25 protein-coding genes are annotated in these 24,537 nt (G+C 44.9%); 9 read left to right on the top strand and 16 right to left on the bottom strand.

Translation table 11 applies throughout. From position 1 onward, the window contains the following. Positions 1-306: 306 nt before the first annotated feature. Positions 307-1,134 (top strand): MurR/RpiR family transcriptional regulator, encoded by an 828-nt coding sequence (locus tag ACN0QW_RS14860; RefSeq protein ID WP_417432384.1) that lies wholly within the window; start codon positions 307-309, stop codon positions 1,132-1,134. 61 nt (positions 1,135-1,195) lie between these two features. On the opposite strand, the gene ACN0QW_RS14855 is transcribed toward ACN0QW_RS14860, so the two are convergent. Then, on the bottom strand, positions 1,196-1,906 hold the full coding sequence (locus ACN0QW_RS14855; protein ID WP_417432383.1) for an aspartate/glutamate racemase family protein: 711 nt from the start codon (positions 1,904-1,906) through the stop codon (positions 1,196-1,198). Positions 1,907-1,952: 46 nt separating this feature from the next. Further along, positions 1,953-2,450, bottom strand: a complete 498-nt coding sequence (locus ACN0QW_RS14850; RefSeq protein WP_417432382.1) for an Lrp/AsnC family transcriptional regulator — start codon at positions 2,448-2,450, stop codon at positions 1,953-1,955. A 161-nt stretch (positions 2,451-2,611) separates the two neighbouring features. Here ACN0QW_RS14850 and ACN0QW_RS14845 point away from each other — a divergent pair, with 161 nt between their 5' ends. Next, positions 2,612-3,661: a LacI family DNA-binding transcriptional regulator gene (locus ACN0QW_RS14845; protein WP_417432381.1), complete on the top strand. Its 1,050-nt coding sequence runs from the start codon at positions 2,612-2,614 to the stop codon at positions 3,659-3,661. Positions 3,662-3,681: 20 nt separating this feature from the next. Here the strand turns inward: ACN0QW_RS14845 and ACN0QW_RS14840 are convergent, their stop codons facing one another. The 5 genes from ACN0QW_RS14840 to ACN0QW_RS14820 form a co-directional block, all read right to left on the bottom strand. Further along, entirely contained in the window at positions 3,682-4,974 is a 1,293-nt protein-coding gene (locus ACN0QW_RS14840) for a TRAP transporter large permease (protein WP_417432380.1), read from the bottom strand. Next, positions 4,971-5,498 carry a TRAP transporter small permease subunit gene (locus ACN0QW_RS14835; RefSeq protein WP_417432379.1) on the bottom strand — a complete coding sequence of 176 codons (528 nt, stop codon included), beginning with the start codon at positions 5,496-5,498 and terminating at the stop codon, positions 4,971-4,973. The genes ACN0QW_RS14840 and ACN0QW_RS14835 overlap by 4 nt, the downstream gene beginning before the upstream one ends. Positions 5,499-5,568: 70 nt before the next feature. Continuing rightward, positions 5,569-6,555, bottom strand: coding sequence for a TRAP transporter substrate-binding protein (locus ACN0QW_RS14830; RefSeq protein ID WP_417432378.1), 987 nt, complete (start codon positions 6,553-6,555; stop codon positions 5,569-5,571). A gap of 85 nt (positions 6,556-6,640) precedes the next feature. After that, positions 6,641-7,885, bottom strand: coding sequence for an NAD(P)/FAD-dependent oxidoreductase (locus ACN0QW_RS14825; RefSeq protein ID WP_417432376.1), 1,245 nt, complete (start codon positions 7,883-7,885; stop codon positions 6,641-6,643). Between the two features lie 114 nt (positions 7,886-7,999). Further along, positions 8,000-9,016 (bottom strand): helix-turn-helix domain-containing protein, encoded by a 1,017-nt coding sequence (locus ACN0QW_RS14820; RefSeq protein ID WP_417432374.1) that lies wholly within the window; start codon positions 9,014-9,016, stop codon positions 8,000-8,002. Between the two features lie 151 nt (positions 9,017-9,167). Between ACN0QW_RS14820 and ACN0QW_RS14815 the strand changes: the two genes are divergently transcribed. The 3 genes from ACN0QW_RS14815 to ACN0QW_RS14805 all read left to right on the top strand — a co-directional run bounded on the left by ACN0QW_RS14815 (position 9,168) and on the right by ACN0QW_RS14805 (position 12,754). Beyond that, the gene (locus ACN0QW_RS14815; RefSeq protein ID WP_417432373.1) at positions 9,168-11,213 is read left to right on the top strand and encodes a TonB-dependent receptor domain-containing protein; all 2,046 of its coding nucleotides are present in this window, start codon (positions 9,168-9,170) and stop codon (positions 11,211-11,213) included. Continuing rightward, positions 11,213-12,370: an ABC transporter substrate-binding protein gene (locus tag ACN0QW_RS14810; RefSeq protein ID WP_417432372.1), complete on the top strand. Its 1,158-nt coding sequence runs from the start codon at positions 11,213-11,215 to the stop codon at positions 12,368-12,370. The genes ACN0QW_RS14815 and ACN0QW_RS14810 overlap by 1 nt, the downstream gene beginning before the upstream one ends. A 99-nt stretch (positions 12,371-12,469) precedes the next feature. Next, entirely contained in the window at positions 12,470-12,754 is a 285-nt protein-coding gene (locus ACN0QW_RS14805) for a DUF2218 domain-containing protein (protein ID WP_417432471.1), read from the top strand. A gap of 115 nt (positions 12,755-12,869) precedes the next feature. Here the strand turns inward: ACN0QW_RS14805 and ACN0QW_RS14800 are convergent, their stop codons facing one another. The 3 genes from ACN0QW_RS14800 to pspA all read right to left on the bottom strand — a co-directional run bounded on the left by ACN0QW_RS14800 (position 12,870) and on the right by pspA (position 14,415). Then, positions 12,870-13,367, bottom strand: a complete 498-nt coding sequence (locus ACN0QW_RS14800) for a hypothetical protein (protein ID WP_417432371.1) — start codon at positions 13,365-13,367, stop codon at positions 12,870-12,872. A gap of 76 nt (positions 13,368-13,443) precedes the next feature. Next, entirely contained in the window at positions 13,444-13,671 is a 228-nt protein-coding gene (locus ACN0QW_RS14795; protein WP_046509633.1) for a hypothetical protein, read from the bottom strand. A 75-nt stretch (positions 13,672-13,746) separates the two neighbouring features. Next, complete coding sequence (pspA, locus tag ACN0QW_RS14790) at positions 13,747-14,415, bottom strand: phage shock protein PspA (protein WP_417432370.1); 669 nt, start codon at positions 14,413-14,415, stop codon at positions 13,747-13,749. A gap of 161 nt (positions 14,416-14,576) precedes the next feature. Between pspA and pspF the strand changes: the two genes are divergently transcribed. Further along, a complete protein-coding gene (gene pspF / locus ACN0QW_RS14785; RefSeq protein WP_417432369.1) occupies positions 14,577-15,575 on the top strand; it encodes a phage shock protein operon transcriptional activator in 999 nt (332 codons plus the stop codon). Between the two features lie 61 nt (positions 15,576-15,636). Here the strand turns inward: pspF and ACN0QW_RS14780 are convergent, their stop codons facing one another. From ACN0QW_RS14780 to ACN0QW_RS14760, 5 genes are all read right to left on the bottom strand, one after another. Continuing rightward, positions 15,637-16,614 (bottom strand): helix-turn-helix domain-containing protein, encoded by a 978-nt coding sequence (locus ACN0QW_RS14780; RefSeq protein ID WP_417432368.1) that lies wholly within the window; start codon positions 16,612-16,614, stop codon positions 15,637-15,639. A gap of 269 nt (positions 16,615-16,883) precedes the next feature. Beyond that, entirely contained in the window at positions 16,884-17,405 is a 522-nt protein-coding gene (locus tag ACN0QW_RS14775) for a winged helix DNA-binding protein (RefSeq protein ID WP_417432367.1), read from the bottom strand. A 56-nt stretch (positions 17,406-17,461) separates the two neighbouring features. Beyond that, a complete protein-coding gene (locus ACN0QW_RS14770; protein WP_417432366.1) occupies positions 17,462-18,757 on the bottom strand; it encodes a TRAP transporter large permease in 1,296 nt (431 codons plus the stop codon). Positions 18,758-18,771: 14 nt separating this feature from the next. Next, positions 18,772-19,344 carry a TRAP transporter small permease gene (locus tag ACN0QW_RS14765; RefSeq protein WP_417432365.1) on the bottom strand — a complete coding sequence of 191 codons (573 nt, stop codon included), beginning with the start codon at positions 19,342-19,344 and terminating at the stop codon, positions 18,772-18,774. Between the two features lie 120 nt (positions 19,345-19,464). Further along, positions 19,465-20,442, bottom strand: a complete 978-nt coding sequence (locus tag ACN0QW_RS14760; RefSeq protein ID WP_417432364.1) for a TRAP transporter substrate-binding protein — start codon at positions 20,440-20,442, stop codon at positions 19,465-19,467. A 276-nt stretch (positions 20,443-20,718) separates the two neighbouring features. Between ACN0QW_RS14760 and pxpB the strand changes: the two genes are divergently transcribed. From pxpB to ACN0QW_RS14745, 3 genes are read left to right on the top strand one after another with little or no spacing between them, the layout of a single operon-like run. Further along, positions 20,719-21,465 carry a 5-oxoprolinase subunit PxpB gene (gene pxpB, locus ACN0QW_RS14755; RefSeq protein WP_417432363.1) on the top strand — a complete coding sequence of 249 codons (747 nt, stop codon included), beginning with the start codon at positions 20,719-20,721 and terminating at the stop codon, positions 21,463-21,465. Continuing rightward, positions 21,465-22,538: a biotin-dependent carboxyltransferase family protein gene (locus tag ACN0QW_RS14750; RefSeq protein WP_417432362.1), complete on the top strand. Its 1,074-nt coding sequence runs from the start codon at positions 21,465-21,467 to the stop codon at positions 22,536-22,538. The genes pxpB and ACN0QW_RS14750 overlap by 1 nt, the downstream gene beginning before the upstream one ends. 20 nt (positions 22,539-22,558) lie before the next feature. Further along, a complete protein-coding gene (locus tag ACN0QW_RS14745; RefSeq protein ID WP_417432361.1) occupies positions 22,559-23,335 on the top strand; it encodes a LamB/YcsF family protein in 777 nt (258 codons plus the stop codon). Positions 23,336-23,378: 43 nt separating this feature from the next. Here ACN0QW_RS14745 and ACN0QW_RS14740 read toward each other — a convergent pair whose 3' ends face one another. Next, complete coding sequence (locus ACN0QW_RS14740) at positions 23,379-24,506, bottom strand: ribonucleotide-diphosphate reductase subunit beta (protein WP_417432360.1); 1,128 nt, start codon at positions 24,504-24,506, stop codon at positions 23,379-23,381. Positions 24,507-24,537 lie beyond the last annotated feature (31 nt).

The following is a 24,537-nucleotide window of genomic DNA, read 5'->3' as shown; positions in this document are numbered from 1 at the left end:
CCGATTAAGAATCTTTGTCCTTGCTGTGATGATAGGTGGGGATAAAAAGAAATGAAAGAAAAATTTCAATAAAATTATTATTGGAATATATTTTCTAAATTAAGTAATTGTCAGAGACGAGGATCGTTCTTTGATCGGTTGTGACTATGTGATGATTAAGTCCTTTGTTTAAAAGCTCCTTCGCGTAATGCGTGTTGTTTCGAAGCGTGGGTGTTGCGAGAAAGAGTATCATTTATTCCTTATCTAGAATTTATATTCCATTTTTGTGTGGGTCTGTTATGAAGAATAAAAATGAAAGGTTCTTTGATGACTGCGCCCCGCACCTATGAAGCTTTGAGAGATGAGTTGGCTTCTCGCCATGATGAGCTGAGTAAGCGGCTAAAACAGATCGCGGAGTATGCATTGGATAATCCCAATGATATGGCGCTGGAAACGGTTTCAGCTATTGCTGAGCGTGCTGCTGTACAGCCTTCTAGCCTTATCCGGTTTGCTAAAGCTTTCGGGTACACTGGCTTTAGTGAAATGCAAAAGGTTTTTCGATCTCACTTGGTCGAGAATGGCTCAAACTATAAAGAGCGTATTCGTTCTTTGGGTAGGGATAGTGTTCATCAATCCAATGCTTCCAGCATCGTATTGGATGATTTTATTGATGGCGGTATTGCTGCATTAAGTAACCTTCGTGATGTGATTATCCCTGAAAGGCTGGAGCAGACGGTTGATATTTTAGCAAAGGCTGATGTCGTATATTTATCAGCGCAGCGCAGATCTTTTCCAATAGCGAGTTATTTGGCCTACGCTTTAGCACATTTAGATAAACGCTGTGTTCTGATCGATGGAAATGGTGGGATGTTTTTGGAACAGGCACGTTCTATGCGCAAAGGAGATGCCTTGCTGGCGATTAGTTTTAAAAGCTATGCATCTGATGTTGTCCAGCTTGTGAAAGAGACAAGGGGAAAAGGTATTCCTGTTGTTTCAATAAGTGACGGTGTTCTTAGTCCTTTGGCGCAACATTCCGACGTCTGTCTAGAGGTCGAAGAAGTTGAGGTGCATGCTTTCAGATCTCTCTCTGCGACCATGACATTGGCTTTAACCTTAGTGGTCGCGCTGGGCCACGCCTTGGATCAAAGCTCTTAAGAGAGAAGTGGCCATGGGTTTGTTCTGTATTAAAAGGTATAGCCTATTTTATGTTGTGCCTTTATGGGAGACCTTTGTGGATGAAGTTAATAAGGTCAACAATACCATAAACGGGCCTGTTTATTTTACGTCTTAAATTGTGGGCATAGGGCTGTAAATTTGTACATTCAAGAATGATTACTCCAATTGCGGGGTGGTTTTGACAAAAGCTTTCAGCGAGATCTAACAGGTCCTGCTCTATTTTCTGTGGGTCAAGTCGACAGTTCGCATTCGGAGATAAAATTGAATCAACAAAAACTCTGGAGTTTTCTAGTCCTTTGATATGGACAGGAAATCGATCATCAATACCTATTGCAAGAAGATGCTGCGCTGAAAGAGAGTTGCTGTCGGCGGTAATTATTCCAATCTTTCTTTTAGAACCCAAAACGGTTGAGATTAAAGGAATGAGAAGTAAGCTGGATGTAACGACTGGAACGGATACGGCTTCTGTTAGTTCTGATTGAACGATTGTAAGAAAACCGCAGCTGGTCGCGATTGCTTTCACCCCTTGTTTTTCAAGCTCCTGGGCTCCTTGTATGAAAAGAGGGAGTAAGTCTCGTGCCTTATTGGCATTGGTTACGACTTTGTCTGCTGTTGCAGACTTAATGGTTTTGAAAATTACTGGAAAGTCAAAGGTATTGGGATTACCGATATCGCCTTTAATACGTTCAAATTCTGTATCCAGCATCAAGACACCGATTGCGAGAGGAGAGGATTTTTGGCAATGATGCATGGACAGTGAGATGCTCTTAAATTATGGAAGTCGGGTCCATATGTAATTAGGCCCCGACAGCCCGTAAGTATGGTTGTTTGGTATTATTAGGAGTTGTGCCGGTACGGTCAAATTTATTGGCTAGAATTACGTTCGAACTTATTCTGGTGATATATGGTAAGTCTGATATTTCTTCGAGCAAAGCATCTATATCTTCAAGAAGAGGCGCTTCGACCGTACAAAAAAGATCAAAACTACCGGTTATTGCGCTACAGCTTTTTACTTCTGGGTATCTCTGTAAATCAGTAATGATTTGTGAAAGATAATTACGTTTTAACTCTAGCGAGACGAGTGCACTGACCGGTCGAGTTCTTGGGTCTTGTTTTATAATGGCAGTGTAGCCTTCGATAACTCCTTCACGTTCAAGCCTTGTGATCCTCTCATATACAGTTGAACGGGCAACGTTAAGTTTCTTTGCAATATAACTTGTTGATAATCGAGCATTTTCTTGAAGGTGAAAAATAATCTCACGATCAAGATCGTCTCTCAAATGGCTGGTGTGCATATGTTAACTCCCTGGGTGAGCTTCCTTGGTGGGCTCAATTTTGTGAAATGAAAATGGCATGGAGTATACTGAACAGCTATTGAAATATTGATTGAAAACCATCAGAATAAAGATTGAATTAAATCAATTTTGAATGGCCTTAGACAAAAATTGGAATGTATATGATAAAGAGATCTTCTCAAAAACGATCTTCTTTAACTGAGGTCGCGGCTTTAGCAGGGGTTTCTTCGGCAACTGTGGATCGCGTTTTGAATGGACGAGGTGGTGTTCGTGAGGAGCTTGAAACAAAGGTTCTGAATGCAGCGCGTAAGTTACGTATTAATCGTAATCTTGACCAACTACCACGACAAACACTTCGCTTTTCTGTGCTGATGAATAGACCGGATAGAGATATATATGCACGAATACAGCGAGCTATTTTAGATCACCAGTCTTTACATGATAACAAAGGATTTACCTGTAGTTTCCACTATTTTTCATCTCAGGAGCCAAAAGATATAGCTTCTAGGATTGAATCCATCCAACGGGGTTTCGATGGGGTTATTCTGTTGGCCTATGACCATCCAATTATTAGTGATGCACTTAACCCTATCTGTCGTGAAGTCCCTGTCGTTACGTTGATCTCTGACTTACCAAATTCAGGCCGGACCTACTATGCCGGAAGCGGAAATAAGCAGGCCGGAAAGCTTGCTGGTGATTTGATTGGTCGTTTCATTCCAGAATCTATCGGCAGAGTTCTTATTCTTACTAGGTTACAAAGATACACGGCACATCTAGATCGTGAGGTTGGTTTACGGCAGGTTGTTGCGGAACGGTATCCGCGCCTATCTGCCAGTGATGTTTTGGAATGTAATCATGGTGATGCCAAAGATTTTAAAAAAGCGTCTGATTATATTGCAGAAAATGGACCCTTTTCAGGGGTTTATAACATTTCATCTTGGAATATTCCTATGATCCAGAAGCTGAAAGACGAAAAGGTTCTGCAAGATACGGTTATTGTTGCTCATGGAGTGAATAGAAGAACGCGAGCTTTGTTACGTGATGGTGTTCTCGACGCCGTAATTGAATATAGTCCGGAAGATTACGCAAAGCGGGCGGTCGATACTCTTTTGAACCATTTTGGCAGATGTGATGATTTTGACCAAAATTATCGTCATCGTCTTGAAGTCTTCACGAGAGAGTATTTGCCTCCAGTTCTTGAGGTGGATTGATTTATGGTTTGGTTGGCTTGTTATAATACGCTGGGCAGCCAAGTCGCGAGTTCAGGTATCAAGACCAAAATGCCAATAAAAGCACACATGACAAAAAACATTGGCATAGAGGCTTTTGCTATATATCCAATATCGCGCCCGGTCATTCCCTGTAGAACAAATAGATTAAAGCCGACCGGCGGTGTGATTTGCGCCATCTCAACTACAATCATTAGGTAAACGCCAAACCATAGCATATCAAACCCTGCTGCTCGAACCATAGGTTCAATAACGGCCATGGTTAGAACAATAGAGGAGATACCATCCAAAAACATGCCAAGAAGAATGTAAAAAATGGTGAGGATGGCAATAAGTGAGAAAGGAGATAATTCCCAATTTACGATCGTAACCGCTAGTGCTTTGGGAATTCCGGTAAAGCCCATTGTTAGGGCAAGAAAACTCGATCCCATGAGGATAAACATAATCATGGAGGATGTTTTAACAGCCCCCAGAATTGATTCTATAAAACTGTTTTTACTAAGTGTACCCTGAGCAATTGAAAGAATGATTGATCCTAAGACACCAAGTGCTGCAGCTTCAGTTGCCGTCGCTATACCTGAGTAAATAGAACCAATGACACCCGAAATCAGCATAAGTACTGGCAATAGGTCAAAGAGTGCCTTTATTTTTTCGGATAGTATTAAACTGGGTGTTTTGGTTACGGCATCTTTATTCATCAAACCCCATATCGCGATATAGGTCATAAAGCACACGGCAAGCGCCAAGCCTGGAATCATGCTCGCCATAAATAATTTGGCGATAGATTCATTAACGGTCACACCATAGATAATCATAGATATTGATGGTGGAATTAATAATCCTAAGGTGCCGGCGCCAGAAAGAGTGCCTATGATTAATTTTTCGGGATATTTTCTTTTGCTGAGTTCGGGGATAGACATTTTTCCGACGGTGGCAACGGTTGCTGCCGACGAACCTGAAATCGCCGCAAAAATGGCCGATGCGCCGACGTTTACGTGTAAAAGGCCGCCGGGTAATTTCCCCATGAAGGGGGCCAATCCCCGGAATAGAGTTTCAGAGAGTTTTGTTCTGTAAAGGATCTCGCCCATCCAGATAAACAGAGGAAGAGCGGTCAATGTCCAAGATGATTGATCTCCCCAAATGGTAAGGGCCATAGCATCACCAACTGGGGTAGAGGTGAAGAGGAACATGCCGATGACAGCTGTCGCCAATAATGAGGCGCCAATCCATATGCCAGAGCCGAGTAGAAAAAAGAGAACGCTTAGAAATACGATGATGGAAATTGCTTCACTCATACCTCGTTTTGCGCCTCTTGATCTAATTCTTTGATATGTTCTATTTCTGGGCAAGAAATTGATTCAACAAAGGTATGTATCACGGAGAGTGTGAAAATTGCTGCGCCAATAGCCATAGGGATTTGTGGTATCCATAATAGTATTGCGTCTGCACCTTCACTTCTTTCTTCATATTCTAGGGAATCAAGCACTAAGCAAACTGTATAAAAAGTCAGGTAACTGGTAACGATTGTCATGAAGCCAAGGGCGAGGCGTTCGATTAACAGGCGTGTGGCTCCTTTTGCCTGTTGGATAACCAGCAGAATGCGTATGTGTCCATTGTTTCTAAATGTGTAGGCGAGTGCGAGGAAGGTACTGCCAGCCATAACATAGCCCGCGACGTCAGTTGCGCCACCGGCAAAGAGCCCTAATATGCGGGCCAGAATGCTGTAAAGTATAAGAATACAAAGAATAAGGAGCAATGCACCTGATACCCAGGCACCTGCCAAGTAGAACTTGTCGAGTGACTTAGATAGATTTTTCAAGAGAAGCTCCTTGTTGTTTCCGGACAGACGAAGAGCCGACAAAGCATAAAGAGCTTTGCCGGCCTGTATTTTATTCGCCTTTATAAGTGGCGAGGATTTTTTTACCACTATCCCCGGCTTTTTCCAGCCATTCATCTTTAAGTGAAGCGCCAACTTTTTCAAAAGCAGCACGCATTTCTGGCGTCATAGGTTCAACAGACATACCGTTTTTCTTGAATTGTTCAAGATACCAGTCGGCAAGTTCTTCTGCTTTTGCCCAGCCTTTATCTTCTGCTGTTGTTGCTGCTGCAACAATGACATCCTGAGTTTTTTTATCCAAGCGGTTCCAAGCTTTTTTATTCACGATAACCATGTTTCTGGGTAACCATGCACGCACGTCATAAAAGAAACTTACATGTTCCCAAAGTTTACGATCATAACCTGTAGAGCCTGATGAAATCATCGATTGGGCAACACCCGTTGCAAACGCCTGTGAGAGTTCGGCGGCTTCAATTTTGGTTGGTACCATGCCGAGCATGTCAGCAACTTTTGATGTTGTGGCGTTATAAGCTCTGAACTTCAGACCCTTGACGTCTTCGGGAGAATTGGCCGCTTTTATCGAATAAAATCCCTGAGGAGGCCAAGGTGCTGAATATAAGAATACTAAGCCTGCTTCGTCCAGTTTCTTTATCAATTCAGGCTTGGAGGCTTCATAAAGCTTGCGCGCATCTGCGAAGGATGTAGCAAGGAAGGGTACTGAATCTATTTCGTATAGTGGGTCATCATTGCTGAGTGCGGAAATGAGGCGTTCGCCAATAGGGGCCAGACCGCGACGAACAGCACCGAAAATTTCTGATCCTCCAAACAGTGAACCGCCGGGGTGAGTAACAATTTCTAGATCCCCAGATGTCTTGGCTGTTACTTCATCTGCAAATTTAGCCGCAATTTCGGAATGGTAGTTGGTTGCTGAATAGGCAAGAGCCATGTCCCATTTATCGGCAGCATAGGATGCTGATGTGGATAAAAGCATGCTTGCTGATATCGTGGCTATTGTGAGTGTCTTATGAAAATAGTTCATGTGATTACTCCCTGTTTAATTGCTGTTTTTTATAAACCAGTGTTTCACAAAGGTGAGATGCCTATGTGTATTTCATTATGAGCGGTCATGATATAAATCGTTCTGCCCGGAAAGGTTTTGCATCTATAGGAGGGTTTTCTCCGGATATAAGTGCCCCCAGAATAGATGCGGTTCCGGGGCCTGTGCTAAAACCAATATGTTGATGCCCAATTGCAAGCCAGAGATCATTGTGTCGTGGTGCCGAACCGATTATTGGTCTGCAGTCGGGCAAGGTTGGGCGACTGCCAAGCCATGGTTTTTCTTCGAGTGGTTTCTTTAAGGGAAAGGCTTCTCTGGCGGATATTTCTGCGGCTTTAATCTGCTTATAGTTAGGTGGGGCATCGTGACTGGTTAATTCTACGCCAGTGGTTAAGCGAACGCCTCCTTTCATCGGAGCTAACACATACCCGCCCTCTACATCATACACAGGCCGAGTTAGTTGATGGTTGGATGAGGTCGTGTAGTTCAGGTGATATCCCCGTTCAAAGGCGAGGGGAACTTGGTAGCCGAAATTTCGAAGAAAATCTTTTGCCCAAGGGCCAAGGGCAACGACAACTTGGTCCACTTTTAAACGTTGTTGATTGAGTATTAAATGATAACCCTGATCTACTTTTTCCAGGCCCTGAACAAATGATTTTATTATTGTTCCGCCCAAGGATTTAAAATAATCGGCATAGGCAGAGACAAGCGCGCCCGGATCTGAATAGCTATATGTATCCTGTATCCATAGGCCTTTGTTGAAAATGGTAGTTAAGCTTGGTTCCAATTCAAAAATTCTGTCCTGATCCATGATTTCAGTTTTAATATTATACTGCTGATATGAATTGTGGAGATTTTTGGCTCGTCGAAATGCATCGTCGGTTCGATAAAGATAAAACCACCCTTTTTTATTAAATTTCTCTGCAAGGTCCAATTTTGAAGCGCTTTGTTCGTGTTTGTCTGTTGAGAGCTTTATTAGGTTGTCGAGTGCCGTTGCCGTATACAAAAAATCTTTATCATTTGCGTGTTTGAGAAATTTTGCTGTCCAGTTTGTATTGGCAGCTAAAAAGTACGGGTTGTATCTAAAGGATGTCGCCTTGTTTCTGAGAAGCTTGGGCAGAGATTTCCATATGCCGGGGTGATTAAGGGGAACGAGTGAGCTTCGGGCAATAACACCAGCATTGCCGTATGACGTTTCTTTGCCTGGATCGTTTTTATCGATAAGGGTTACATCAAACCCGCGTTCAATAAGTTCGACTGCGCAGCAAACACCAACAATACCAGCACCAATAATGGCTATTTTACCCGACATTAATTCTATACTCCCTGTTCGTTATTGTAAGGGAGGACTAAACTGAAATATACAGCCAGAATGCCGGATGTTCAGACGAATTCCGGCAAAATATCGGGCGTGGTGTAACTCTGCTTATTCGCTTGTTAGGTCGGATGGGGAAAAACCAAATACTCTTTTAAAGGCGGTCGAAAAGTTTGCAGCACTGTTGTACCCGGCCAAGAAGGCTGCTTGTGAAATAGTTAGGTTATCTTGTTCAATCGCATCCCGGGCGGTGACGAGACGACGTTCTCTGACGTAGTCCATGATCGTCATGTCATACGCGATTTTGAAAGAATTTTGCAGTGCGCTTTTGCTCATTGCGAGAGCGGTCGAGATTGCGGCGAGGGTGAGGCCTTTATGGACATTGTCTTCTATATATTCTCTGACCATCCTTGCTTTGTGTTCTTGTGAAGCATCCTTATGAACGTTTGATGAGGACGATTTTGTGGTGAGGATACTTTTTAAAGCTTCGGCTAAAATTTCGAGGGCATGGCTTTCCGCCTGTAATTTTTTGATGATTGGCGATGATGCCTGAGGGGTAATTAATTTACCGGCAAGGGAAATGGCGCGCTTCGAAGGTTTCCAATCTCTGATATCGAGTTTTCCATGAAGAAAGTCATTGATGCGATATGAATTTTCTATGTCTTGGTTGATGTAGGTTTTTATCCAGTCAAAATCTGCGGAAATGATAACTTTGCTAACTTTTGTTCCTTTGCGCATTTGTCGGGTCCAGAGGATAGGTCGTGGTAATGCCCAGATGTATCCTTTAGGGCCATTATTTGCATCCAGAGAATAATGATCATCACCCAGGGTTCCCTCTATTTTACCATGAATAATCAGGCATATTTTTAGGCTTGGCCCTACAATCGCCTCTGCTTGATGATTATGAACTTCGATAGTGTCTGTCGCATGCACCTGTAGGGATGAAGCGTATCGATTGTTGCTTATGTTGCCTTTTAAGATTGTCCTATCAGACGCAACTGATTTGTCTTCAGGTGTTGGTTTGTTCAGCGCAGGTGTTCCCATTTTTAACAAGGTGGTTTCTTTTATCTGATTTTCATAAGTCAGGTTCTTGCGCATGGTGTGGTTGCTGATTTCTGAGGACGGCATAGGGGCTCCATGCGAATTTGATGTATGTAAAAGCGTTTGTTGCAAATGAAAGAAACGTTTTTGCAAAAGCATTCTGTCTGGTGTTAAATCTGAGTAGGTAATAATAAGAAGCATTCTCAATTAGTAAAGATTTTTGATTGCTGAGGTTGCTATGCGAACACGCCCCAAACTTGTTTCTAAACATTTATTTGATTTTAGCCAAAGTAATCTAAAGGGGCTTTTGTTGGGAACGGCGGCATTGATCGCTTTGCCTTCGGGTGCTGTGGCACAGGAAGTGGAAAAAGATCCTCTTATCATTGAGTCTGAGGCCGCCAACGATGACCAGGGTATTCTTCTTGACCCGGTTTATATTGACGGTAAGGCAGATGTTCTAACGGGCGGTGTCCATGTGAATCAGGAAGCCTTGGAGCGTATTAATCCGCAAGACATCAAGGATGTGTTCCGGCAAGAACCCGGCGTCGCGGTGAGTTCGCCGATTGCTATTGGGCAAAAGGTTTATGTGAACGGGATAGAAGATACAAAATTAGCTGTTGATGTCGATGGGGCACGGCAGGTGACAAAAACTTTTCACCATATTGGTACTGCGATTATTGATCCCGAGTTGCTTAAGGCTGTGAAGATTGAAACAGGGGTTGCTCCGGCAGATGCAGGACCAGAAGCGTTAGGAGGTTCTATTTCTTATGAAACAAAGGACGGGCGCGATTTTCTGGATATCGATGAAGCCTTTGGTGGTTATGGAAAGCTGACCTTTAACAGTAATACCGGCGGATTTTCAGAGAATATGGCGCTGGCTGCACAGTATAATAACTTTGACGTCTTGGTGTATGGCTCTAATGACAGCGGCGATAATTATTCTGACGGGAAAGGGCATGAAGTCGCGGGGACAAAGCCCGAGATGCAAAGCGGCCTTCTAAAGGTGGGGTACAGTGCTGATAATGGATACCGGGTTAAATTGACGGGTGGGTTTACCAAAGATGATGGTATTCGTCCGGTGCGGGCTAACTTTGGTGGTTCAAGTAACCCATCTGACGTACCTCAGCGTGTTGATTATGAGAGAAAATCATTCTCGCTTTCTATTGGGGACGAGACACCAACGGACCTTTGGGATCCACGTTTTAGTCTGAGCTATACGGATACATCTCTCTTTGCGGATATTAAAAATACTCCAATTGGCGAAGGCATTGTTTCAGATATCACCACAATAAACGGCAAGGCTTCTAATGCCTTCACAACGGGTCTTGGGAAAATCACATCGGGCGCGGACTTCTATATTGATAGGGGAAAAGGCGGGCGTGAAAATGATGCTAACTATAAAGAAGAAGTTTACGATATCGGTGTGTTTACGCAGGCGCGACTATCCCTGACGGACGAAGCCCGGGTCTCTTTTGGGGGGAGGTTTGATTATAATCACCTGGAAGGTAATGAAGGAACCACCCTAGATAATGCCGGGTTGAGCGGTAACTTTAGCGGCGAGTATGATGTTACCCCCTGGCTTATGGGGTACGCGGGTGCTGGTACCGCTTGGGGTGGTGTGCCGATGACTGAAATCGGGGTTCAGAATTACTGGAGTGCATTTGGTGTGCGTTGGAACTATGACGATCTGGCTCCCTCGCGTTCTTTTAATTACAAAGCGGGCTTCGTGGTCGAAGAGGGAAATTTTACCTTTGATGGTAATGTTTTCTACACCAAAATTGATGATTCACATGATGTTTCGAACAGTAACCGTGGTACCCAGCATGATGTTGTCAGCAAAGGTGTAAATGCATCTGCAAAATATAGCTTTGGGGATGGGTTTGTGCGGGGATCTTATTCCAAAACGCATGTACGTGTCGACGGTGATGTTCCCGTGAGCACCCTTGCCTACCAAGGAATTCTCATGGGGGATACCTATGGTCTTGAGGCAGGGTATTCCTGGCCTGATCTTGGCTTGCGTGCTGGTGCCACCGGTGAAGGTGCCTTGGAAAATGATGATACCAAGAAGAATGGCGGCAATGCATTGGACAGTTATTTTGTCGCGGGTCTTTATGCCGAATGGTACCCGGAAGACATTGATGGTTTGTCATTGCGTGTTGATGTCAAAAATCTGTTTGATAAAGATTATGTAGATCGTGCGAATGTTGGGTATGACAGTTCGCGATATACACCCTATGGCGACCCGGGACGTACATTCCTTCTTGCTGCAAAGTATGAGTTTTAATGTCGATGTATAGGTTTGGGTATGTGTTTGGGAAATTTTCCATAGCTTTGTTACTTGGGTGTTTGTTCTTGGGGCAAGCGAATGCAGGCCAGACCGTGACAATAACTGATTTAGCGGGTCGGTCTGTAGAAATTAATGTGCCAGTAGAAAAGTTAATCCTGGGAGAGGGACGCTACCTTCCTAGCTTGGCGATACTGGATCGGAAAGACCCGACGCAGCGTGTTGTCGGGATGATGGGCGAATTTGAAAAGTATGATCCTGCATCATATGGCCAATATAGCCGTCGATATCCACGGCTTGACAATATCCCGCGGATTGGGGGCAGTAATTCATCATCGTTTAGCTTAGAGCAGGCCTTGTCTGTGGCACCGGATGTTGCATTTTTTGGGTTATCAAGTGGTCACGGCCCAAATGATAAAGACAAACAGCTTCTTGCGACGTTAGAGGCTGCGGGGGTTCCCGTTGTTATTCTGGATTTCAGGATCGATCCGCTGGTAAACACGCCTAAGAGTATTGAGATTCTTGGTAAGCTGTTGGGACGAGAGAACGAGGCAGAAGAGTTTTTAGCCTTTTACCGAGAACAACTTGATCTTGTTACAGATGCTCTGCCGAATGAATTCACTCGTCCAACGGTATTTATGGAATCTCGGGTCGGTCTGGGAACTGAGTGTTGCGAGGCCATCGGAGAGCGTATGATGGGGCGGTTTATTGACGCTGCTGGGGGGCGGAACGTCTTTGGAAAGATGATACCGGGGACACACGGTTCAGTAAGTCGTGAGTATCTGTTGCTGAACGAACCTGAGGTTTATATCGGCACGGCGATTGGATCTGCTCTGACCGAAGAACGTTTCCCGCAGTTTATTCAGTTGGGGGCTAATACGGATAAAGACAGGGCTGAAAAAAGCTTAACGTCGGCGCTTTCTCGCCCTGAATTGAGAGAGCTAGAGGCTGTTAAACAAGGAAAGGCCTATGCTATTTGGCATCATTTCTATAATAGCCCGATGAACGTTGTTGCCGTACAGGTTATGGCAAAATGGCTTCACTCTGACCGCTTCAAGTTTTTGGAGCCAGAAGAAACATTAGGCACGTATTTTGATCGATTTCAGCCGGTTCCTCTAGATGGTGTCTATTGGGCTGCATCTGTTCAGGGTAAATAAAATTCATAACGTATAAGTATGTTGTGAAGATAACGGTAAAAGACGAAAAGCTGTTCAATCCGCAAAATTATAAAAAACCAGGAGATTTAAATTTTGCCAATGACGATGAAGGCGTCGGTCAAAACCGAACATGCTTCGAAATATTTGCAGCAGCTTTGCAAGCACTTTGCGCATAAAGTTTTGGTTCAATACACGCCGGAAAAAGGAGCGGTCGATTTTGGCATCGGTGATTGTGTGATAGAGGCCAATGAAAATACATTATCCTTTTTTTGCCAAGCGGAGGATAGCGTCAGGTTAGAAAAGATTGAAGGAATTATCACCATCCATCTTGATAAGTTTGCGTGGCGTGAAAAGCTTGAGATGAATTGGAGATATTTGGGGTAATTCCTCTGTGATATTATACTTAATATCGTGGTGTTGCACAAAAACCGCCCTGAATTCCAGAGCGGTTTTCTGTTTGGATAGTCAAATAGGTATTGTTTGAAAAGATAGGTGAGTGTTAAGCGTCGCCATCGTTTCTCATTTTTTGGAACTCTTTATTGAGTTTGTATTCTTCAGAAGATACGTGCTTTTCCATATCAGCGGTTCGCCGTTCCAGATCTTCGAACTCGCGACAAAGTTCAGAGAAATCCAAATCATCACTGTCGTGGTTATCATGACCGTCTGGACGGGATGATGTTTGTTGTGCGCCTGCGTAGGCATATTGTGTCTGAGTGCTGCGAGAGCTTGTTCCGTTCATCCAGTTTTTTGTTTTGTTAGCCATTTTGTTGAACTTTTCCTCTAACCGACCGGGGTTATTTACCCAGTAGAGGGAGAGAAAAAAAACTATTAAGGTCAAAACAAAGTTAATGAATAAGCCAATAATAAAGGCGGCCAGAACAAGCTTCCTTGGGACGCCAAAACGGTCAGCCAACGCGCGTGTGACTCTTTTTACAGGCCCTTGGTGGTGGTGAGCCTGATAACTATGACAACCTGATTTTTTTCTATGATTTTGCATCTTAATATCCCGTTCTCTTCCGGTCGCTTAATCTATTGCGGTGAAGTTGCTGCTGCGTGGATGAAAGGCTTGACGATCAATCCTGTTCGAGCACTTTTTCAAGCGTGGCAACGCGATCTGCCAACTTTCTCGCAACGTCACGCATTTTTAAAAGCTCATCTTTGGGGACGGCAACCATACCATTTCCCAGATCTTGTTTTTTCATTGTTTTCCACTTTGTGATGTAGTGAAAAATGATCCAGAGCGGGGCAACGATAGATAAAAACACTACCAAGGGGACGAAGAAAGCTACAGCGAAGCTCATTGTTTTAAATTCTTTCTCAGTTAAAATCTGTTTATTCTAGATCCCGGCCGCTCTGGACCGTTATAGGTGAAGGCATCACTTTTTAGGCTTGGCCATTTTTGCTTTAAGTGCCGCGAGTTCATCGGCAATTTCTGATTCAGCTTCCAATTCAGAGAACTCATCATTAAGTGTCTTGGATTTTCCAAGATCGTATGAATCAGCCTCGGCATCAAGCTCTGTGATTTTACGTTCCAGATTATCATAGCGGGCCAGAGCATCGTCAACGCGACCGTCATAAGTTGTCTTGCGAAGTTTAACTCTTTTTTCCGCTGTGTTTAAACGGATTTCCATCGACTTTTTCTTTGCCTTGGCTTCGTCGAGCTTTGCCTGAAGCTTTGAAAGGTCGTCGCTAGATTTGGCGAGGCTTTCTTCTATATAACCCAACTCCGTTTGAAGGGCGCCGGCTTGCTCTTCAATTTTTCTTTTTGCCAAAAGGGCACCTTTGGCAAGATCGTCACGGCCTTTTGATAGGGCGAATTCTGCTTTGGTGGCCCATTCAGCTCTAGATGTCTCAAGTGCGGTTAGCTTCTTTTCGATATCTTTTTTATCGGCGATTGCCTTTACAGAAGATGAGCGTACCTCAATCAAGGTATCTTCCATTTCCTGAATCATAAGGCGGGCCATTTTTTCCGGTTCTTCCGCACGGTCCAACAATGAATTGATGTTGGAATTAACAATGTCGGTCAGACGGGAAAAGATACTCATAACAATTTCCTTTCGAGGAGTAAGAATACTTGGATAGATTGCACGAGGTATGCCAGTTTTAATTTTTAAATAAAAACAATAACTTAAATGAATTGCTTGAAATGTTAGTTATTATTGCCGATATTTAATGGTGAAAATCGATAACTATTATAGCTAATTATATGGACTCTCTAGTTAACATAATCGGTGAAGATCCTCATTTTTTGGATGTGGTCGAAAAGACATCTCAGCTAGCCATGATTGATAAGCCTTGTCTTGTGGTCGGGGAGCGGGGAACAGGCAAAGAGTTGTTTACGTCTCGTTTACATTACCTGTCCCGTCGCTGGGATGGTCCTTTGGTTAAGATTAACTGCGCTGCCTTAAACGATAGCTTGCTGGAAAGTGAACTGTTTGGGCATGAGAGGGGCGCATTTACCGGGGCACAGCGAACACATGTCGGGCGGTTTGAGCGGGCAGATGGTGGGACACTCATTTTGGATGAAATTGCCACAGCATCTAGTGCGGTACAGGAGAAAGTGCTGCGTGTTATTGAATATGGCGAATTTGAGCGGGTAGGGGGTAGCGAAACGCTCCAGGTTGATGTCCGAGTAATTGGGGCTGCTAACGTTGATCTGCCCGCTTTGGCCGCAGAAGGTGGTTTTCGCGCTGATTTGCTGGATCGATTGGCCTTTGATGTTGTTACGCTACCGCCTTTAAGAGTTCGGCCGCGGGATATTTTGACTTTAGCTGATCACTTTGCTCTGGAAGTTACGCGGGAGGTGGGGCGTGATCTTTTTCCCGGCTTTTCGGAGCAGGCGCGAAGACAGCTTGTTGGCTATGCTTGGCCTGGTAATGTCAGAGAGCTTAAGAATGCTGTTGAGCGTACGATTTGCAGGTTGCCAGTTTCTGACGTCGCTATTGATGAGATATATATTGACCCCTTTGACAGCCCATGGCGTTTTGGGGCAACTGATAAGAAACAAGATGGACTTGTCGAGAACAAGAGTCTGGCCATTGATGACTTTGCGAAAGCAGTTTCGGGCTTTGAGCGAAAAATTCTTACGCAAACACTAGAAAAGTATCAGTTTAACCAAACTGATGCCGCGCAAGCCTTGTCGTTGAGTTATCATCAATTTCGACGGCTTTTAAAGAAGTACGATGTGCCTGTTCGTTCAAAGTAAAAGTGGCCCTGAGTGGCGCAAGAACCAGATTGGCATAAGGGAAGGCGTTTTATTGATCTGGTTAAATCGCCAATTTCATAAACTTTATTTTCCGATGTAACGTGGCGCGGCTTATCCCCATAGCGGTGGCTGCGGCAGAGATATTGCCACCAGTGTGTGCCAGAGCTTGCAAAATAACCCGACGTTCAGCCAATTCATACTCTTTGGCGTGATTAACCTGTTTGCCCTGTAAATCAGCAAGCAGAATGGGTTCTTTCAAGGGGCCATTTTTAAGTCCGTAGATGCGGCGTGCCCCCCGTGAAGCGCCAATGACAATGCCGTCTTGATCAACTGCCAATAGGGCCGTCTGTAAGTTTGTTGAAGATTTCTTTTGTTCGGCAGGTGGCGTCGCTAATACGATGTCTGCGTTATGATAGGTTTGGCGAAAGTACTCTGATTCAATCTGCCTTGCCGCATTGATCACAGAAAGCGAAATAATCCTCGCAAAATCTGGTGTCAGGTCTGCGCGACTGGAGGAAACATCAATGGCTGCCAATAGATGACCTTCGTGATCAAATATGGGGGCCGCACTACAAGACAAGTTTATGTTCTTGCTATGGAAATGTTGGTCTTTGTGAATTGTTAATGCGCGTTGTTCAACGATACAGGTGCCAATACCATTGGTGCCTTCACTTTCTTCACTCCATAAAGCCCCGGTACAAAGGCCCCATTCATCATAAGTCTTTTCGTCGCTGCCCGCGCCGCGCCGATCAACGGCAATGCCGCTTGCATCTGCAAGGACAACACAACAACCTGCATTTCCAACCGCAAGATAAAGATTGTCTAAACTGGTTTCTGCTGTGTGAATCAGCGGGCCCAATTTTTCACGGGCTTGTTTCAGTTCGTTCGAAGATATGCGTTCAGGGGGGTGCCTGTAATCAGGGGAGAGATGATGCAATAGTTTCGAGCGCCGCCAAGACGCCGCGATTTCGGTGTGTGCGGCACCATTTGTTTCTAATGTATTTTCCACATGTGTTGCGTGGTTACTGTTCGATCCCATGTTCGTTGCCCCAAGAGCAATTCACAAGAAAATACAAAGCTGTATTTTGTATGTTTGCTCTATTCCTGACGTTTCTAGTGCGCCATTATTTATATGGCTTCACTAATCCCTTTATTTTTTATGTGGAACTTTGTTCCACTGAATACGCCTGTTCTCGTATTCTTATTATTTATTTACGTTAGAACAAGTGGGATCATTTCGCAAATTTTACGAGGCAATAAAGGGTGCGACGAAACTAAATAGGCAGAATGCGTTTGATTTTTAAGAGGCTAAAGAGACGCAGCAGCTCTGGAAGCTTGGTCGTAAAGCCCTGAAATGCTACGTAAAATCTGTGCTGTGTGGGCAATTTCGTCAAATCGGGTATCTGTCGCTACGGCAGGATCAATCAGGCAGAGTTCGCGAATTTTTCTGTATTCAGAGCAGGCTTCTGCGCCTTCTTCTGTGGTAGAATAGAAAATCTCTTTCCCCTTTTTTGTGCCCTTGACCAGCTTACCCTTGATCAGCTTCTTCAGAGAATAGTTCACGGTATGCGGATCTTCAACATTAAGAACAAAGCAGATGTCGTTTAGCCGCTTTTCCCTGTTGCGATGATTTACGTTGTGGAGCACCAGAACATCAAGGGGATTAAAGTCTTGATGACCCGCAGCATTCATACAGCGCACCATCCAGCGGGAAAAACCGTTAAAGGCAATTATCAAGCCGTATTCCAGTTCGCTCATCTGCCACCCTTGATCACTGGCCAGGTGTTCGGATGAAACGATGTGGCGCGGGTTTTTCGGCGTGTCAGACATACTGGGACCTTTTGATTAATAGAACGGGTTATCTCGTGGATGGTGTTAAAACCTGCTTACATATTATTGGGAAGATAGGTGACGATTTCTGGTACGGCAATAATAATAGCCAGCGCAAGAACCAGTAGACCAAAGAACGGTAGGGCAGCCTTTGCAACAGTTAAGATATTTCGTCCAGTTAAGGCCTGTAAGACAAAAAGATTGAAGCCGACTGGTGGTGTGATTTGTGACATTTCAACAACAATCACAATGTAGATACCAAACCAAAGTGGATCAATTCCGGCCTGTTCTACCATTGGCATGATAACGGATGTGGTTAGAACGACAACACTGATGCCGTCGAGAAAGCAGCCCAGTACAACAAAGAATACTGTTAGTGCAGCTAGAAGAGCGTAGGGGCTGAGCGCTAGGCCGCCAATCCATTCTGCCAATAGCTTGGGAATGCCTGTGAAGCCCATTGCAACCGTTAGAAATGCAGCACCTGCTAGAATAAAAGCAATCATACAGGATGTTTTTGTCGCGCCCATCAGCCCTTCGAAAAATGTTGTTTTGTTCAAGTCGCCCGTAAACCAAGACAAAAGAAGAGCAAGAACAACGCCAACAGCAGCAGCGTCTGTAGGTGAAGCGATTCCGGTATAAATTGAACCGATGACGCCACTAATCAGTATGACAACAGGAAGGAGGCTTTTTGCGCGCTTAAGCTTTTCGCCCAATGAAATTTCTTCGATTACATCTGGTAAAATATCTTTGTTCATCAGCGCCCAGATAATCACAAAGCCGACAAACAAGCCGACGAGAAGTAGGCCGGGTATGACACCTGCGATGAAAAGGCGGGCGATGGATTGCTCGGTAGCAACGCCATAAACGATCAGGATGATAGATGGAGGGATAAGTAAGCCAAGGGTGGCTGATCCGGCCAGAGTTCCGATCATCATGCTTTCGGGGTATTTGCGCTTTGACAATTCTGGAATTGACATTTTCCCGATGGTTGCCGCTGTTGCTGCAGACGAACCAGATACGGCTGCAAAGATAGCACAGCCAAAAATATTTACGTGGAGCAGTTTGCCCGGCACCTTTCCCATCCAGGGGGACAGGCCACTGAACATGTCTTCGGACAAGCGAGATCGGAACAGGATTTCACCCATCCAGATAAATAGTGGCAGGGCTGCAAGCGCCCAGTGATTACTGGCACCCCAAACGGTTGTTGCGAGGACATCGCCAACAGGGGCGTCAGTGAAGAGGGCCATCCCAAAGATGCCGACACCAAACAGGGAGAAGGCAACCCAGACCCCAGACCCTAAAAGAGCAAAGAGTGTAAGCATGAGAAGAAGGGTTAAATAAATTTCTGACATTGGTTTTGCCCTTCTTATTCAGCGTGAAGATCGGCGTGATCTTGCTCTAGTAAATTCTCACCCTTGCCTTCGTAACTCGGTTCGCCGCCGGAGATGACGCAAACAAGTTCATCAATCAAGGCGATGGATAGGATGGTTAATCCAACAAGCACAGGCATCATGGGTATCCAGATTGGCACGGCAATCATGCCTGGAGACAGGTCGTTATAGATGTATGATTCGTGAACGAGGAAACCTGTGTAGGTGGTGAAATAAAGCGCCATTGCAGCGGCAATACTCAGGCACCAAATTTCAACGATGTGACGCAGTTTGGGGGAGAGGTGTTGCAAAACCAGTGACACCCTAATGTGGCTGCCGTCTCTTAGTGTGTAGGCGAGTGCGAGAAAAGAGGCGCCGGCGAGAAAGAAACCTGTGAAGTCGGCATAGGAAGGGATCGTCAATCCAATTGCTTCACCTGTAATCAGGCTACTAACGCGGTCAAGCAGGTTCAAAACCACCTGTGCCATAACTGTCAGGCAAATGGCCACAAGAAAAAAGGCCGCTGACCATCCGCTTGTCGTGTATATTTTATTGAGTATCTGTCTCATGATCGCACACATTCCCGAGTAATGAATAGGCCCTTGGGGCATTCATTCTGGCTGGATCCATATAAAAAGGGGCGGTTCATCACACGATAAGATAGTGAAATGAACCGCCCAACAGGGAGCTTAGTTGCCGTATGAGCTCAGGATCTCAGATCCTTCATCTCCTGCAGATGCTTCCCAATCAGAAAGCATATCAGTGCCAACTTTTTTCAAACCTGTCATCAATTCCGCCGCAGGCGGATTTACAATTGTTACGCCATTGTCTTGCATGATTTTGATTTTAGCAGCGGTTTCTTCCTGGCTCATTGCCCAGCCACGTTTTTCTGCTTTTTCTGCCGCAATAAGAACAGCCTTTTGTGTAGCGTCATCAAGCTTACGCCAGTATTTTTTGTTAATAACAACAATGTTTTTCGGTACCCACGCTTGAATGTGTGTGTAGTGAGAAACGAAATCCCAAGCTTTGCTGTTTGCACCCGTTGATGGCGATGTGATCATTGCTTCAACGCGACCTGTTGCATAGGCTTGTGGAATATCAGGAACTTCGACCTGTGTCGGTGCTGCGCCTGTAAGTTGGGCGAATTTTTCCAACGTTGCATTGTAGGCTCTGAACTTTAGGCCTTTAAGATCATCAACGGTCTTGATTTCTTTTTTTGTATAAAGTCCCTGTGGTGGCCACGGAACAGAGAACAATGGCATTAAGCCCTGTTTGTCCAGTAGTGCGCTGATAACAGGTTTTTGAGCTGCCCAAAGTTTTCCTGCATCGTCATAATTTGTTGCAAGGAAAGGAAGTGAGTCTGCACCAAAGGCGGCATGTTCATTCGACAGGCGTGACAGAAAAAATTCGCCAATTGGCACCTGGCCGCTACGGACGGCATTTTTAATTTCCGGGTGTTTAAAAAGTGAACCGGCGGAATGAATTTTGATTTTCAGGTCGCCGTTAGTTGCTGTTTCTACATCCTTGGCAAATTCAATGATGTTTGCTGTGTGAAAAGTTTTATCCGGATATGGTGTTGGCATATCCCAAGTGTCAGCGGAAGAAGTGGCAATTCCGCCCATAGCAAGGGCAGCAACACCAGCGGTGAAGTTACGTAAAAGTTTCATTTTTTAAAACCTCCCAGGGGTTTCTATGTGTTGGCCTTGATGTTTTTTATATATTCAGGGCCTTAAACGTTCTTTTTGGCTTAATTCTCACTGTTTAAAGTCAGGAAGATTTGAGCAATACAGCGTGATTAATGAGCCAAAAATACCTGTGTCATCATTAACGCATAAATTTACGATGACGTTATGTTGACAAAAAGTCAATAAAACAATAACGATTTATAGTTGATGTGTATCTAAGGCTGTAGTTCAATAAAGAAAAAACCTAAGAGAGCTAATTTGGATATCCGAGTCCTGACATTAGGCGATAGCGCCTTTACTATTGAATTTCCTAAGCTAAAAGGGGCTATTGGTGCGCGCTCTGTTCGCGCATTGAGAGGCTGTATTGAACAGGAAGTTGACGAAGGACGACTGCCCGGTGTGTTTGATATTATTTCGGCAAGCCGTTCCCTGACGGTGTGCTTAGACCCGGATATTGCGAACTTTAATCATGTCGTTGAACACGTAAGTGCATTGGCGCAAGAACCTTTGAACAAGGAAGATGGACACAAGGAGCTCTGGGTCTTGCCTGTTTGTTACGAGGGGGAGTTGGCGCCTGATTTAGCTGAGGTTGCACAGCGTAGCGGGCTGTCCGTAGAGGAAGTCATTAATGTACATAGTTCGGCTATTTATGATATTTTTCTCATTGGTTTTTTGCCCGGTTTTGCCTTTATGGGGGAAATTGATGCGCGACTACAGTTTCCAAGAAGAGCAAGCCCGAGGGTGAGGGTTCCCGCAGGATCAGTTGGTATTGCCAACGAACAAACGGCTGTGTATCCGTGGGAAAGCCCTGGGGGATGGCACTTGATTGCGCGTTGCCCAGTTCCCTTTTTTGACAGTTCCTGGGCACAGCCCAGTTTGCTCTCTCCGGGTGGGGCTGTGAAATTCAGACCAATAACAACAGAAGAATATGGTGACCTTGCTGCTGATTTAGCTGCTGAACGTATTGCACCACAAAGCTTTTTGACAATGGAGGGGGAGGGCTGATGTCGGTTGTTCTAAAAATCCTCTCGCCAGGTATTTTATCATCTCTTCAAGACGAGGGCCGCAAAGGATTTGCTGGTTTTGGTGTTCCAAGGAGCGGGGCTGCGGATACGTTGTCATTGCGGTTGGGGAATGCTTTGGTGGGGAATGCCCCCTTTGAAACGGCGCTAGAATTTCGGTTTTTGGGACCAAAGGTAATCGCCGAAGGTGGACGAATACGTCTGGGCCTTGCGGGGGATGTAACCGCCGAACTTAATCTCGCAGATGGTGGCGATAGTATTGCGATAAAACCTTGGCAGTCTGTCACGCTTGACGATGGAGATGTCCTTTCTGTCGAGCCTCTGAAAAATGGGGCGACGGGCTATTTAACCGTCGAAGGAGGATTTGATTTAGCCCCGGTTCTTGATAGTTGCTCGACCTATGCGCGCGCAAAGTTGGGGGGGGTAAACGGTCTTCCGTTACAGGCGGGGGATTCTATCAAGGTTAGACTATTGCACCCACGGGATGGTTTGGAAAAAATTGTATCTGCGCCGATGCTAACAAAGGTAGAAACAATTCGTGTAATGGCGGGACCACAGGATGATTATTTTTCTGATGACATGATCGCTAAGTTCACGGATCAAAATTATAAGGTTAGCTCTGACGTAGATCGTATGGGCATTCGTCTTGAAGGCGACGAATTGAAACCTTTGCCGGAAAAGGGAAGTGACCTTATTTCTGATGGAATAGTGCCGGGGGCTATACAGGTACCGGGTAGCGGGCAGCCTATTATCTTGTTTGTGGATTGCCAGACAATTGGAGGCTATCCCAAAATTGGTGCTGTGATTACATCTGATCTTCCTCTTTTAGGGCAACTGGTGCCGGGTAATGATATTAAGTTCCAGTACGTTTCCCTTGATGAAGCACAGGCTGCCCGTGAAGAACAGAAATTAGAGCTGGATCGGGCCATCTCCTCTATTCAGGATTATTTTGGTGAGGGAGTTATGGATCTAAAAGCCTTGTATGAAGTAAATTTAATCGGCGGTGTTGTTGATGCCAGTTTGACCGGACATTTCCCCGGTCATCTAGAAGCTTAGCCAGCAAGAGGAAACTACACATGGAAAAAATTAATTTAAATGCGGATATGGGCGAAGGCTTTGGTATGTATTCCATCGGGAATGATACTGCGATGCTGGATATAATCGGGTCAGCCAATATTGCCTGTGGTTACCATGCGGGTGACCCCTTAGTCATGTCTGATGTTACGCGCTCTGCCAAAGAAAAGGGTGTGAGCATCGGCGCGCACCCAGCCTTTCCAGATCTACAGGGCTTTGGTCGGCGTAAAATGTATATTCCGCTTTCTGAATTGGAAGCAATGATCGTGTATCAAGTCGGTGCCTTGATGGCCGTTGCAAAGAGCCAGGGCACGAAAGTTACCCATGTGAAACCTCATGGTGCGCTCAATAATATGGCGGCTGTTGATATGGAAATGTCGCTTGCCATAGCGCGTGGGATTGCCGCAGTTGATTCATCCCTTATCATGTTGGCGACAGCTGGATCTTGTTTATGTAAGGCTGGTCTTGAATTAGGTCTGCTCACGGCCGGCGAAATCTTTGCTGATAGAACCTATGAGGAGAACGGAAATTTGACCCCAAGGTCTGAACCCCATGCCGTTATTCATGACCCTGAACAATCGGCAGATCAAATTCTCTCTTTTGTACAAGAGGGTAAAATTATAACGCCATCGGGCAAGCGGATTGATACTCCAATACATAGTGTATGTGTTCACGGGGATACTGCCGAAGCAGTCGCAATTGCTCGTCGTGTAAAAGAAAGGCTGGAACAGGCCGGATTTGAACTGGCACCTTTACCAGAAGTTATGGGGATTTCTTAAATCCCCATAACGGATAGCAACGAGTTGTCGCGTGTAGGATGGGTTAATCCCAACTTAGTGCGCCGCCATTCTGGTATTCAATGACTCTGGTTTCAAAGAAGTTTTTTTCTTTTTTTAGGTCCATGGCCTCTGACATCCAGGGGAACGGATTTTCTGTGGCCGGATAGATCTGTTCCAAACCGAGTTGTCCACATCTGCGGTTCGCGATGAAGTGCATATATTGTTCGCATAGATGCGCGTTCAGGCCCAATAATCCCTTGGGCATTGTATCGCGGCCATAAGCTGCTTCAATTTCAGCGGCTTCTTTTAGCATTCCCTTTACTTCTTGTTGAAATTCTTCGGTCCAAAGGTGAGGGTTCTCTGCTTTGATTTGATTGATAACATCTATACCGAAGTTCAGGTGAATGCTCTCATCACGAAGAATATATTGATACTGTTCCGCTATCCCGACCATTTTGTTCCGGCGACCCAATGATAAAATTTGGGCAAACCCTGTATAAAACCACATACCTTCAAAAACGACATAAAAAGCAATCAGGTCTCTTAAAAAGGCCTGGTCTGCTTCAGGAGTGCCCGTTTCAAAGTTTGGATCATCAAGGCTTTGCGTGTATTTCAGTGCCCATGCCGCCTTGTCTGTTATCGACGGAACTTCGCGATACATGTTGAATAGTTCACCTTCTTCAAGGCCTAGGCTTTCCACGATGTATTGAAACGTATGTGTGTGGACCGCTTCTTCGAAGGCTTGCCGTAATAGATACTGTCGGCATTCTGGATTTGTCAGGTGGCGGTAAATTGCAAGAACAATATTATTGGCAACGAGAGATTCCGAAGCGGCAAAAAAACCAAGATTACGCTTTAACATTTTGCGCTCGTCGGGTGTTAAGCCGTCTTTGGATTTCCAAAGCGCAATATCGGCCTGCATTGAAACTTCTGTCGGCATCCAATGATTATTACAGCCCGAGAGATATTTTTCCCATGCCCAATGGTATTTCATCGGTAAAAGCTGGTTAACATCAGCACGAGCGTTAATCATTGACTTGTCATCTACAGAAACGCGTGCAGCTCCGCGGTCAATGGTCCCCAAACCAGTGGTGTCTGTGGTTGGTGCATTGCCTCTCGGATGAGTTCGTTTGGCATTTGATTTGGTTGTTGGTTCCGACCAATCAAGCATATTTATATCCCTATTTCATTATTTGATGAGG

Source organism: Kiloniella sp., assembly GCF_048259265.1.
Lineage (GTDB): Bacteria > Pseudomonadota > Alphaproteobacteria > Kiloniellales > Kiloniellaceae > Kiloniella.
The sequence above is the reverse complement of the archived record's forward strand: the minus strand, read 5'-3'. Positions and strand labels throughout refer to the sequence as shown.

Excerpts from the sequence above, each read along its gene's own strand:
- ACN0QW_RS14860 (WP_417432384.1), top strand. The coding sequence starts at position 307 with ATGACTGCGCCCCGCACCTATGAAGCTTTGAGAGATGAGTTGGCTTCT.
- ACN0QW_RS14855 (WP_417432383.1), bottom strand. The coding sequence starts at position 1,906 with ATGCATCATTGCCAAAAATCCTCTCCTCTCGCAATCGGTGTCTTGATG.
- ACN0QW_RS14850 (WP_417432382.1), bottom strand. The coding sequence starts at position 2,450 with ATGCACACCAGCCATTTGAGAGACGATCTTGATCGTGAGATTATTTTT.
- ACN0QW_RS14845 (WP_417432381.1), top strand. The coding sequence starts at position 2,612 with ATGATAAAGAGATCTTCTCAAAAACGATCTTCTTTAACTGAGGTCGCG.
- ACN0QW_RS14840 (WP_417432380.1), bottom strand. The coding sequence starts at position 4,974 with ATGAGTGAAGCAATTTCCATCATCGTATTTCTAAGCGTTCTCTTTTTT.
- ACN0QW_RS14830 (WP_417432378.1), bottom strand. The coding sequence starts at position 6,555 with ATGAACTATTTTCATAAGACACTCACAATAGCCACGATATCAGCAAGC.
- ACN0QW_RS14825 (WP_417432376.1), bottom strand. The coding sequence starts at position 7,885 with ATGTCGGGTAAAATAGCCATTATTGGTGCTGGTATTGTTGGTGTTTGC.
- ACN0QW_RS14820 (WP_417432374.1), bottom strand. The coding sequence starts at position 9,016 with ATGCCGTCCTCAGAAATCAGCAACCACACCATGCGCAAGAACCTGACT.
- ACN0QW_RS14815 (WP_417432373.1), top strand. The coding sequence starts at position 9,168 with ATGCGAACACGCCCCAAACTTGTTTCTAAACATTTATTTGATTTTAGC.
- ACN0QW_RS14810 (WP_417432372.1), top strand. The coding sequence starts at position 11,213 with ATGTCGATGTATAGGTTTGGGTATGTGTTTGGGAAATTTTCCATAGCT.
- ACN0QW_RS14805 (WP_417432471.1), top strand. The coding sequence starts at position 12,470 with ATGACGATGAAGGCGTCGGTCAAAACCGAACATGCTTCGAAATATTTG.
- ACN0QW_RS14800 (WP_417432371.1), bottom strand. The coding sequence starts at position 13,367 with ATGCAAAATCATAGAAAAAAATCAGGTTGTCATAGTTATCAGGCTCAC.
- ACN0QW_RS14795 (WP_046509633.1), bottom strand. The coding sequence starts at position 13,671 with ATGAGCTTCGCTGTAGCTTTCTTCGTCCCCTTGGTAGTGTTTTTATCT.
- pspA (WP_417432370.1), bottom strand. The coding sequence starts at position 14,415 with ATGAGTATCTTTTCCCGTCTGACCGACATTGTTAATTCCAACATCAAT.
- pspF (WP_417432369.1), top strand. The coding sequence starts at position 14,577 with ATGGACTCTCTAGTTAACATAATCGGTGAAGATCCTCATTTTTTGGAT.
- ACN0QW_RS14780 (WP_417432368.1), bottom strand. The coding sequence starts at position 16,614 with ATGGGATCGAACAGTAACCACGCAACACATGTGGAAAATACATTAGAA.
- ACN0QW_RS14775 (WP_417432367.1), bottom strand. The coding sequence starts at position 17,405 with ATGTCTGACACGCCGAAAAACCCGCGCCACATCGTTTCATCCGAACAC.
- ACN0QW_RS14770 (WP_417432366.1), bottom strand. The coding sequence starts at position 18,757 with ATGTCAGAAATTTATTTAACCCTTCTTCTCATGCTTACACTCTTTGCT.
- ACN0QW_RS14765 (WP_417432365.1), bottom strand. The coding sequence starts at position 19,344 with ATGAGACAGATACTCAATAAAATATACACGACAAGCGGATGGTCAGCG.
- ACN0QW_RS14760 (WP_417432364.1), bottom strand. The coding sequence starts at position 20,442 with ATGAAACTTTTACGTAACTTCACCGCTGGTGTTGCTGCCCTTGCTATG.
- ACN0QW_RS14750 (WP_417432362.1), top strand. The coding sequence starts at position 21,465 with ATGTCGGTTGTTCTAAAAATCCTCTCGCCAGGTATTTTATCATCTCTT.
- ACN0QW_RS14745 (WP_417432361.1), top strand. The coding sequence starts at position 22,559 with ATGGAAAAAATTAATTTAAATGCGGATATGGGCGAAGGCTTTGGTATG.
- ACN0QW_RS14740 (WP_417432360.1), bottom strand. The coding sequence starts at position 24,506 with ATGCTTGATTGGTCGGAACCAACAACCAAATCAAATGCCAAACGAACT.